This is a genomic window from Pseudomonas syringae pv. tagetis (assembly GCF_022557255.1).
Lineage (GTDB): Bacteria > Pseudomonadota > Gammaproteobacteria > Pseudomonadales > Pseudomonadaceae > Aquipseudomonas > Aquipseudomonas caricapapayae.
Window position 1 is genome coordinate 3,716,650 of record NZ_CP092923.1, and the last position, 10,851, is coordinate 3,727,500.

Sequence of the window (10,851 nt, forward strand, 5' to 3'; positions counted from 1 at the left end):
ATGGACCTGACGATTCAACACTTTATTGCGCTTGCGCCACTGCTGATCACCAGCCTCACCATTGTCGTGGTGATGCTGGCGATTGCCTGGCGCCGCAATCACTCGCAAACGTTCCTGCTTTCGGTGGCAGGTCTTAACCTGGCCCTGCTGTCGATCTATCCGGCACTGAAAGTTGCCCCACTGGTCGTGACGCCACTGCTGCATATCGACAACTTTGCCTGCCTGTACATGGCGATCATCCTCGCCTCTACCCTGGCCTGTGTGACCATGGCCCACGCCTACCTGGGTGATGGCAAGGCCGGCTATCCAGGTAATCGTGAAGAGCTTTACCTGCTGATCCTGCTGGCAGCTGCCGGCGGTCTGGTACTGGTCAGTGCTCAACACCTGGCGGGCCTGTTCATTGGCCTGGAGTTGCTCTCGGTGCCGGTCTACGGTCTGGTGGCGTATGCCTTCTTCAACAAGCGTTCGCTGGAAGGCGGCATCAAGTACATGGTGCTGTCGGCCGCAGGTTCGGCGTTCCTGCTCTTCGGCATGGCGCTTCTGTATGCCGAAGCAGGCTCGCTGAGCTTCGATGGGATCGGCAAAGCCATTGACGCGACCGGCATGCCAAGCCCGATTGCAAGCCTGGGTCTGGGCATGATGGTCGTCGGTCTTGCGTTCAAGCTGTCACTGGTACCTTTCCACCTGTGGACCCCGGACGTTTACGAAGGCGCTCCTGCACCGGTCGCAGCTTTTCTGGCCACGGCCAGCAAAGTGGCAGTTTTCGCCGTGCTGGTGCGTCTGTTCCAGATTTCTCCGGCAGCCAGCAGCGGCGTACTGCACGACGTACTGGCGGTGATCGCCGTCGCATCGATACTGGTTGGCAACCTGCTGGCATTGACTCAAACCAACCTCAAGCGTCTGCTGGGTTACTCCTCCATCGCACACTTCGGTTACCTGATGATTGCACTGGTGGCCAGCAAAGGCATGGCGGTCGAGGCCATTGGCGTCTATCTGGCGACTTACGTTCTGACCTCGCTGGGCAGCTTCGGCGTGATCACCATGATGTCTTCGCCTTATAGCGGACGTGACGCCGACGCGATGTTCGAATACCGCGGGCTGTTCTGGCGTCGTCCATACCTGACGGCAGTCATGACCCTGATGATGCTGTCGTTGGCAGGTATCCCGCTTACTGCAGGCTTCATCGGCAAGTTCTACATCATTGCTACCGGTGTCGAGTCGCAACTGTGGTGGCTGATCGGAGCCCTGGTCATAGGCAGCGCCATCGGCGTTTTCTACTACCTGCGGGTGATGGTCACTATGTATCTGGTCGACAACAAGCTTCCTCGCCACGATGCAGCAATCAACTGGGCGCAACGTACTGGCGGCGTAATGCTGCTGGCCGTTGCGATTCTGACCTTCGTGCTGGGTGTCTACCCGCAACCGCTGCTGGATCTGGTGGTCAATGCCGGCCTGCACGTAGCAGGCTGATCATCCGGAACAAAAAAAACCCTGCCATGGCGCATAATGCTGTTCACTTAAGCGGAGCAGCCTTACGGTCCACTGGGTACCGGGTTTTGGAAATCTTCACCGTCCTTGGCCTTCCCGGCCTTGGGCGGTGATCCAGAAACATTCCTCCTACTCCTCCCCTCAGCTCGCTTAGCCTCCTTCCTGTTGCCGATACTGGATTAGCTGCTGCCATCACTATCAACTGCACCGCTATGTACTGGCAGGCAGGCTTGAACCGTATGTCCGAAGGTGCGCGGCCGAATGCTACGGCTGCTTGGCTGGCCTCCCGACGAATAATATTATAAGCCAGCAAAAGCCCCCAGACCTCCTGATAAATCAGCTCGACTTTCTTGCTGCGCAGCGTTACCGCGTTCTGTTGCATCGAGCTTTTGATATCCCTGAAGCCCAGCTCAATTTCCCACCGTTCCAGATACAGCTTGGTTACAGCTGCTGTGTCATAGCTCTCGACAGACAGAGAGGTAAGAAGCGACCTGACTTTTCCATGGCTTTCATAGCTAACTTCACGCACCTCCCAACTCAAGGGCATCTCGGGATTTCGTTTGCGAGCCTGAGGAGAAACCTTCATCCGGACAAGACGATCATGCTCGCCGTAGCGCTCAACTTCCTCCATGACCAGATTCTTGCGAGCGGGTGTCAGCCAGTGTCGGTTCGCGCCGCCGCCAACCACGCTCAGCAGTAGATCCGCGCCCCAGAAGCCTTTGTCGAACAAGGTGATCGAATTGTCTGGAATTTGTCCCAGATACGTTTCGGCCAACCGCATTTCACTGCCCCGAAAAGGGCTGAGCTGCGCATCGAGGATGACATGCGAGCGGACATTCATCAGCGCAACGAGCCGCAGCATCGGGAACGGGGTCTGACGGTTGGTGCCGGTATTGCCGGAGCCAAAATGCTCTCTGAGCTCGGGTGAATCAGGGGTGCGCAGCAATGCACCGTCCACCGCGAAGACTTGTAGACCGTTCCAGTTATCTGCCTCGTAGCGCTCGTTGCCCCAATGCTTACCGGTCTGACGGAAAAGCGATTCAACGGGGTCAGCGCCTAGCCGTTTGCGAGCTTCAGTTACCCCACTTCGAGCCAGCAACTGATCAGAAGCCAAGCCTTGCGCGCAGATATTCAAACGCCTGGCGACTTCGTGGACGGGCTCATCACGAAACAAAGCCATGCCCAAAACGAGCCAAAGAACTTGATCTCTCGGCAAGCGGCGCCGCCGTATGGTGGCTTGCGCCGAGAGGTTCAGCGCACTCGCTACCCACTCGATTGGGATGTTCTGAGTGAAGGTGCTCAGGTCAGAAAAATTGAAGAGATCGCCGAGGTCGAGCAACTGCTGCTGAATGGGCATAAAAAAATCCGATGCCAGGGGGCTGACATCGGATTCTCTATAAAGCCCGGCTTGGACTCAAATGCTTAAGTGAACAGCATTATGCCATGGCGCAGGTTTTTTTTGTTCTTGAAAACGCTTGAAACGGGCTGTTCGGCAACCCATGAAACGCACGAAGAGTCAGATCATGCGCCAATCCCGCAAGAGGCATAGCGCTTCGATCATGACCCGACAACCTCTATCAACCCGGCAGTTTTGGCAGACAAGCGTTCTGGCGGACACTTTTCGCCAGCTTGCTGAAAATCCCGCGTATGCGGCCTGCCCAATAAAGCAGCTCAGCACATGCGCGGGTATGCAACGTCCATGCGTTCGTGAACAACTAGCCCGGCAACTTGACCGGTTTCTTGGCACCGCTGAACAACCCCCAACTGGAGATGAACAGCGCAGCCACCAGAGGACCAATCACAAAACCGTTCAAGCCAAACACCGACATGCCGCCGAGCGTGGAAATAAGGATCAGGTAGTCAGGCATTTTAGTGTCCTTGCCAACCAGGATAGGACGCAGCACGTTATCCACCAGACCGATCACGAAGACCCCGAACAGCCCCAGTACCACACCTTGCCAAATCATACCGCTGAGCAGGAAGTAAACCGCTACGGGGGCCCAGACAATGCCAGCCCCGACCGCAGGCAACAGCGAAAGAAAAGCCATGATCACCGCCCAGAGCAGCGCACTTGGGATGTCCAGCGCCCAGAAGATAAAGCCGCCCAGCGCGCCTTGTGTCACCGCGACCACCACATTGCCCTTGACCGTGGCACGTACCACTCGGGTGAACTTGAGTTGCAGACGACGCTTCTGCTGCTCGCCCAACGGGAAAGCCGTACGGATCTTGCGGACCAGTTCCTGGCCGTCGCGCAGGAAAAAGTACAGCAGGTAGAGCATGATGAACACGCTCACCACGAAGTCGAATGTGCCCTGCCCAAAGCTGAACGCCTGGGTGGCAAGGTACTGACTGCCCTGCATCGCGCCTTTGGTGATCTTGTCACGCAACCCTTCAAGATCGCCCATGCCCAGCCGGTCGAGCAGTGCCTGAACCGAGTGCGGCAGCAGGTCCTTGAACTCGGCCAGATAACCGGCAATATCCAGTTGCCCGGTCTCGACGTTCTTGTACAGCGTAGTGCCCTCCTGAACCAGCAAGGCGCTGATGACGATCACCGGCAAAATCGCAATGACCAGGCAGATCGTCAGAGTGCACAGGGAGGTGAGGTTGCGTGACCAGTTGAACTTGATCTGCAACCTGCGCTGCACGGGTGCAAAGATGATCCCGAGGATCACCGCCCAGAAGACCGCGCCGTAGAACGGCAGCAGAATCCATATGAAAGCGATGGTGACCAGCACCAGTAGCAGAATGAGGGTTTTGTATTGCAACGTGGTTTCGTTCATGTCCTGTCCATGTCAGTAGACCGCGCCTCGCGCGCGGCCTAGAGCTTAGTCAGCACTCGAACGTACGAGTGCCATCTTATATGAAGGCAATATGACGGCGACAGGCACACGCGGTGGCAGGGAATTGCGCCCCTGCCAGCGAGACATCAGACCCGGAACTGACCTACCAGGCTGCCAAGGCGCGAGCCCAGTTCAGCCAGGCTGCGTGACGTCTGTGCGCTTTGCCGGGTTTCATCGGCCACGCTTTCGACTGCACCTGCGATCTGATGGACACTGGGATTTATTTCTTCCGCAACCGCCGTCTGCTCTTCGGCTGCACTGGCTATTTGCGCGTTCATCGAATTGATAGTGGCGATCAACTCACCAATGGCCACCAGAGACGTACCGGCCTCGTTGGCTTGCGCCGAGGTCCCGTCACCCGCTTCGCTGGAGTGGCGCATTGCTGTTACCGCGTCCTGAGTACCCTGCTGCAGACGGTCAATCATGCTCTGGATTTCCTGTGTGCTTTGCTGGGTACGACTGGCCAGCGCACGAACCTCGTCGGCCACCACAGCAAAACCGCGCCCTGCCTCCCCTGCCCTTGCGGCCTCGATGGCGGCATTAAGTGCAAGCAGGTTGGTCTGTTCGGCGATCGAGCGGATGACGCCCAGCACACTGACGATCGAAGAAACATCCTTTTGCAGAACGTCCAGTGAAGAACCGCTTTTGCGGATGTCGTCTACCAGCGCATGGATTTGTCTGATGCTGCCATCCACGACGCGCTTGGCGGCGCGCCCTTGTTCATCGGTCTGCTGGGCAGCCACGGAAGCACCTTGCGCGCTCTTGGCAACCTCTTGGGCGGCAGCCGACATCTGATTGATTGCCGTTGCTACCTGATCGGTTTCGTGACGCTGGCGATCCATGGCGGTTTCTGACCGTTGTGCCTAGGATGAAACTTCTCCAACCAGACCATTGAGTTGCCCGGTCATTTCACTAACCTGATGAACCATGCCGTGAATCTTGTCGACAAACCGGTTGAAAGAGCCTGCCAGATCGCCAAGCTCGTCATTACTGGTAATGGCCAGGCGCCGAGTCAGATCGCCTTCGCCTGCGGCGATATCATCCAGGTTATTTTTCATCAAACCCAGCGGACGCAGCAGAGTACCAGCCATCAATATTCCGATAACCCCGATGATGACCAGCACCACAACTGTAATACCCAGAATGCTGTAAAGCATCTCCCTCAAACGCGCCTCGACGTTTTGCCTCACTTCGGCAACCTGAGCATCGATGCCATCGATATTGACGGCAGAGCCGATCACCAGATCCCATTTAGGCAGATAATCCGTGTAACCGATCTTGGGAACAGGCTCGGTCTTGCCAGGCAGGGCCGACGAGTACATTACATAATGAGTGCCTGCCTTGCCGACCGCTACCAGTTCCCGGTTGATGTAAACACCGTTCGCATCTCGGGCGTCATTGAAGCTCTTGCCCACGCCATCCGCGCTGTTGCTTCTGAAAATCCGGATGACCTGAGAGTCATAGCCAAAGATGTAACCATCCTTACCGTAACTGACTGAGGAAAGCAGCTTTATCGCAGTGGCACGCGCAGTTTCATCGCCTGGTGGCGCAGCGTCGTAAACCGGCTTGATGGCCGTCATGGCGATCGCAACGTAGTTCTGCAAGGTTGCCTTGGCCTCGGAGAGCAGACGCTCTCGGGTATCGCTGACCTCACGCTCAGCCTGCCGGTGCAACATGAATACCGTTGTGGCGCTGATCACCAGCGCAAATATCAGAACCGGCAAGACTGCCAGCGACAGAACCTTGGCTTTCAGGCTGAGACGCATAGGAGTGGCTTTATGGTTATTTTTATAAGTCAGAGGTGCCCACCAGGCTACCGGCCTCATCCGGCTGACATTAAGACCTTGCGTATTTTTTTGCATGACGACTCTGAAGTGTTGCAGTCCGGCAACTCATGGAGCGGAGCGTTCAGGGAGATCAATGCGTACGCGAAGTCCCCCGGCAGGACTCTCCTGCAATTGCAGTTGACCGCCCCAGGCTTCGACAATGTCGCGCACGATACCCAGGCCAAGACCATGCCCGGTAATCTGCTCGTCAAGGCGAGCGCCACGGCTGAATACCTCGGCACGCTGCGCCTCGGGGATACCAGGCCCGTCGTCGTCCACCAGCAGGCTGAAGCCTTGAGCATGATTCAGAATGCTCAGACGCACTTCGCTGTCGGCCCATTTGCAGGCATTGTCCAGCAGGTTACCCAGCAACTCGAGAATGTCCTCCCGATCCCACGGCAGATACATGCCCGCCTCGACGTCGTTGATCAACTGAAGGTGGGCACCATGAATCATGCCCAGTGTGGAAAACAGCCCAGGCAGTTCTGCATCACAATCAAAGCGCGCTCCCGGCAACGCATCCCCGGAAAGGCGTGCACGGTTGAGCTCACGCTCCAGACGCAGACGGATATTCTCGAGCTGTTCCTGCAGTGTCTTGCGCAATGCCGGGTTGGCGTCCAATTGCCCGCTAAGCGCCAGGCTGAGCAAAACGGCAAGTGGAGTCTTCAAGGCGTGCCCCAGATTGCCCAAGGCATTGCGTGATCGTTTCAAACTGTCTTCGGTATGCGCGAGCAGATGGTTGATCTGCGCAACCAGCGGCTCCAGCTCAAGGGGAACCTGATTGTCCAGTTGTGAACGCTGTCCCTGTTGCAACTGAAAAATCTGCTCGCGAACGGTTTCCAGAGGTCGAAGCGCCCTTCGTACGGTAATGCGCTGCAAAACCAGCACCAGTATCAGCGCTGCAAGCCCCAGCCCTAGCCCGATCTGCTGCATGAGACGAAAACTTGCCCTGACCGGCGTGTAATCCTGTGCGACGGTTATTGAAACCTGCTTGCCGAACTTTCGGTATTCGCTTGTCAGCATCAACAGCGACTGGCCTGTCTTGCCGAGTTCAAGGTTTGCGTGCAAACCAGCGCCAGGTTGCGGCAGCTCAAAATCCCACAGGGAGCGGGAGCGCCAGTGGCCCTGCGGCAAGTCCATGCGGAAGTAGTGGCCGGACAACGGACGCTGGTATGCACCCGACAGTCGATGGTCATCCAGTTGCAACCCGGCAGGGCCTCGTACCAACGCAACGAGGAGGTTCTCACTCTCATTGCGTAAACCCGATTCCAGATAACGCTGCAAGCCCATTTCGAACAACCACAGGCTGGTTTGCGCCATCACCAGACCGACAACCACCATGACAGCGATCAGTCCCAGGCTCAGACGCCGCTGGATGGATTTCACCCTCCCGCCCCACCGTACAGATAGCCTTGGCCACGACGTGTCTCGACCACTGCGCGACCGAGCTTGCGCCTCAGGTGATTGACATGAACCTCGATGACATTGGAATCACGTTCGTTTTCGCCATCGTACAAATGCTCTGACAGATGGCTTTTGGAGAGAATCTGTCCAGGATGGAGCATGAAATAGCGCAGCAGGCGAAACTCTGCAGAGGTGAGCTGAATATCGACGCCATCCCGGCTGACGCACTGACGACCTTCGTCCAGATTAAGGCCCGCGGACTCCAGCGTAGGCTGGTTAGCCAGTCCATGCGAACGTCGCAACAGCGCCTGAATGCGCAATTGCAGCTCTTCAGGATGAAAAGGCTTGGTCAGGTAATCGTCAGCACCTGCCTTCAAGCCTTCTATACGTTCTGACCACGATCCCCGCGCGGTCAAAATGAGTACGGGTGTAGCCAGACCTTTGCCACGCCATTGCTGGAGGACCTCGAGCCCGGGCATGCCAGGTAAACCCAGATCCAGAACAATGAGGTCATAAGGCTCGGTTGCACCTTGATAAACCGCATCACGACCGTCAGCCAACCAGTCTACTGCATAGCCTTGCCGCCCTAGCGCCGCAAGCAGCTCATCTGCGAGTGGCACATGGTCTTCAACCAGTAGCAGGCGCATCAGTCATCATCCTCGTCTTTCAGCAATCGGCTGTCGCGCGCATCGAACTTGAGCTCACGAACAACTCCCTGCGGGGTCAGCAACTCAAATTCATACACATACATGTTATTTTTTTCCTCAAGCTCAGCTTCCAGCAGACGAGCCCCTGGGTGAAGCCTCAATGCGCGCTCGATAAACTGCTCGAGAGGCAGGATGACACCGCGCTGACGCAAACTGAGCGCTTCATCCTGATTCAGATCTCTGGCATAGACAAAAGAGCAGGTCAGACTCAAACCAAGGATGACACAGAGACGCTTGTCGACATTCATTAGTTATCCTGATGATTCCTGTAGACCTGGCCCGTGGCGGCATCTATTTCGAGGACCCACTCAATATCCTGCTTGTCGCGCAGCTCGACATTGTAAACGTACCTGCCATATCTATTCTTGAACTGCGTACCAATGATACTGGCGCCGGGGTGCTTGCTCAGCGCCTTGGCCTCGAGCTTTTCAGCCGACTGAAGCGTTCCGGCATCACTGAGGCGCAATACCTCCTGCGGATCGGCTCCGCTTGCCTGAATGCCAGTGGCTGCCAATACACATGTCATTGCCGCCAGCAGGGTTGTCCGCGTTTTCATTATCGAAGGTATCCATAGCGATCGATGCTTCTATGGTGCTTACCTTACGCGGTGCAACTTAACTCAAACTGAATAGTTATGGCCTAATGCCATCATCCGAATTCGTGTGTGAAAAGAGCTTCATACCAAGCCCTGCATGGAGTTTCGGAGCATTGCTGTTAAACTCGTCGATTGCATTTATCGCGTCAGCGATCGCCATTTTTCCGGGGCCAATACACAGTGGAAATTTTCAAAGAGTTTACCTTCGAGTCTGCACACCGTCTGCCTCACGTTCCAGAAGGGCACAAGTGCGGGCGTCTGCATGGGCATTCGTTTCGTGTCGGCATTCACCTGGCCGGCAAGGTTGATCCCCATACAGGCTGGATCAGGGACTTTTCGGAAATCAAGGCTATCTTCAAACCGCTGTACGAGCGCCTTGATCATAATTACCTGAATGACATTCCAGGACTTGAAAATCCGACCAGTGAGAACCTGGCAAAATGGATCTGGAATGAGCTGAAGCCTTTGCTGCCCGAGCTATCAGCCGTTCGTATTCACGAGACATGCACCAGCGGGTGTGAATATCGCGGAGATTGAGTCTCTTTAAAAATCAAAAACCACCTCGACGGTGGTTTTTTTGCATCTGCACGGCATAAAGTCCGGATCTGAAACGCTAAAAAACAAAAACCCTCAACGCGTAAGCGATGAGGGTTTCTGGAATTCAATCTTGACGATGACCTACTCTCACATGGGGAAACCCCACACTACCATCGGCGATACATCGTTTCACTGCTGAGTTCGGGATGGGATCAGGTGGTTCCAATGCTCTATGGTCGTCAAGAAATTCGGGTACCGAATCGTGCCTTGCGGCGCGCTTCAGCAAATCGGGTATGTGATAGCTCGTTGCGTTCGTGATCGCAAACCTTCGGTTCGTATCATCTTCACAGTCACCGCAATCTGCTCATCTCACGCAGATTGCTTGGGTGTTAAAATCGGGTATGTGATAGCTCGGTGCGTTCGTGATCGCAAACCTTCGGTTCGTGTCATCTTCACAGTCACCGCAATCTGCTCATCTCACGCAGATTGCTTGGGTGTTATATGGTCAAGCCTCACGGGCAATTAGTATTGGTTAGCTCAACGCCTCACAGCGCTTACACACCCAACCTATCAACGTCGTAGTCTTCGACGGCCCTTCAGGGAACTCAAGGTTCCAGTGAGATCTCATCTTGAGGCAAGTTTCCCGCTTAGATGCTTTCAGCGGTTATCTTTTCCGAACATAGCTACCCGGCAATGCCACTGGCGTGACAACCGGAACACCAGAGGTTCGTCCACTCCGGTCCTCTCGTACTAGGAGCAGCCCCTCTCAAATCTCAAACGTCCACGGCAGATAGGGACCGAACTGTCTCACGACGTTCTAAACCCAGCTCGCGTACCACTTTAAATGGCGAACAGCCATACCCTTGGGACCGGCTTCAGCCCCAGGATGTGATGAGCCGACATCGAGGTGCCAAACACCGCCGTCGATATGAACTCTTGGGCGGTATCAGCCTGTTATCCCCGGAGTACCTTTTATCCGTTGAGCGATGGCCCTTCCATACAGAACCACCGGATCACTAAGACCTACTTTCGTACCTGCTCGACGTGTCTGTCTCGCAGTCAAGCGCGCTTTTGCCTTTATACTCTACGACCGATTTCCGACCGGTCTGAGCGCACCTTCGTACTCCTCCGTTACTCTTTAGGAGGAGACCGCCCCAGTCAAACTACCCACCATACACTGTCCTCGATCCGGATAACGGACCTGAGTTAGAACCTCAAAGTTGCCAGGGTGGTATTTCAAGGTTGGCTCCACGCAGACTGGCGTCCACGCTTCAAAGCCTCCCACCTATCCTACACAAGCAAATTCAAAGTCCAGTGCAAAGCTATAGTAAAGGTTCACGGGGTCTTTCCGTCTAGCCGCGGATACACTGCATCTTCACAGCGATTTCAATTTCACTGAGTCTCGGGTGGAGACAGCGCCGCCATCGTTACGCCATTCGTGCAGGTCGGAACTT

General features: G+C 55.7%; 8 protein-coding genes, 2 rRNA genes and 1 pseudogene (1 of these 11 only partly in view). 2 read left to right on the forward strand and 9 right to left on the reverse strand.

Translation table 11 applies throughout. The features are described 5' to 3' along the window. Positions 1-1,470 (forward strand): NADH-quinone oxidoreductase subunit NuoN, encoded by a 1,470-nt coding sequence (gene nuoN / locus MME58_RS16425; RefSeq protein WP_055005199.1) that lies wholly within the window; start codon positions 1-3, stop codon positions 1,468-1,470. A 43-nt stretch (positions 1,471-1,513) separates the two neighbouring features. Here nuoN and MME58_RS16430 read toward each other — a convergent pair whose 3' ends face one another. The 7 genes and pseudogenes from MME58_RS16430 to MME58_RS16460 form a co-directional block, all read right to left on the reverse strand. Further along, complete coding sequence (locus MME58_RS16430) at positions 1,514-2,845, reverse strand: IS4 family transposase (protein WP_420917735.1); 1,332 nt, start codon at positions 2,843-2,845, stop codon at positions 1,514-1,516. A gap of 358 nt (positions 2,846-3,203) precedes the next feature. Beyond that, positions 3,204-4,268, reverse strand: a complete 1,065-nt coding sequence (locus tag MME58_RS16435; RefSeq protein WP_054988071.1) for an AI-2E family transporter — start codon at positions 4,266-4,268, stop codon at positions 3,204-3,206. 146 nt (positions 4,269-4,414) lie between these two features. Continuing rightward, positions 4,415-6,094: pseudogene (locus MME58_RS16440) on the reverse strand (methyl-accepting chemotaxis protein). A 126-nt stretch (positions 6,095-6,220) separates the two neighbouring features. Beyond that, positions 6,221-7,540 carry a sensor histidine kinase gene (locus MME58_RS16445; protein ID WP_054988073.1) on the reverse strand — a complete coding sequence of 440 codons (1,320 nt, stop codon included), beginning with the start codon at positions 7,538-7,540 and terminating at the stop codon, positions 6,221-6,223. Beyond that, positions 7,537-8,205 (reverse strand): response regulator transcription factor, encoded by a 669-nt coding sequence (locus tag MME58_RS16450; protein WP_054988074.1) that lies wholly within the window; start codon positions 8,203-8,205, stop codon positions 7,537-7,539. Before MME58_RS16450 ends, MME58_RS16445 begins: the two co-directional genes overlap by 4 nt. After that, entirely contained in the window at positions 8,205-8,513 is a 309-nt protein-coding gene (locus MME58_RS16455; RefSeq protein ID WP_054988075.1) for a PepSY domain-containing protein, read from the reverse strand. Before MME58_RS16455 ends, MME58_RS16450 begins: the two co-directional genes overlap by 1 nt. Beyond that, positions 8,513-8,821, reverse strand: a complete 309-nt coding sequence (locus tag MME58_RS16460; protein ID WP_054988076.1) for a PepSY domain-containing protein — start codon at positions 8,819-8,821, stop codon at positions 8,513-8,515. Before MME58_RS16460 ends, MME58_RS16455 begins: the two co-directional genes overlap by 1 nt. Positions 8,822-9,040: 219 nt before the next feature. Here MME58_RS16460 and queD point away from each other — a divergent pair, with 219 nt between their 5' ends. Further along, positions 9,041-9,397, forward strand: a complete 357-nt coding sequence (gene queD / locus MME58_RS16465) for a 6-carboxytetrahydropterin synthase QueD (protein ID WP_003317991.1) — start codon at positions 9,041-9,043, stop codon at positions 9,395-9,397. A gap of 128 nt (positions 9,398-9,525) precedes the next feature. On the opposite strand, the gene rrf is transcribed toward queD, so the two are convergent. Both rrf and MME58_RS16475 read right to left on the reverse strand, forming a co-directional pair. Then, positions 9,526-9,641, reverse strand: a 5S ribosomal RNA gene (gene rrf / locus MME58_RS16470). A 257-nt stretch (positions 9,642-9,898) separates the two neighbouring features. After that, a 23S ribosomal RNA gene (locus MME58_RS16475) occupies positions 9,899-10,851 on the reverse strand (it continues 1,941 nt past the right edge of the window).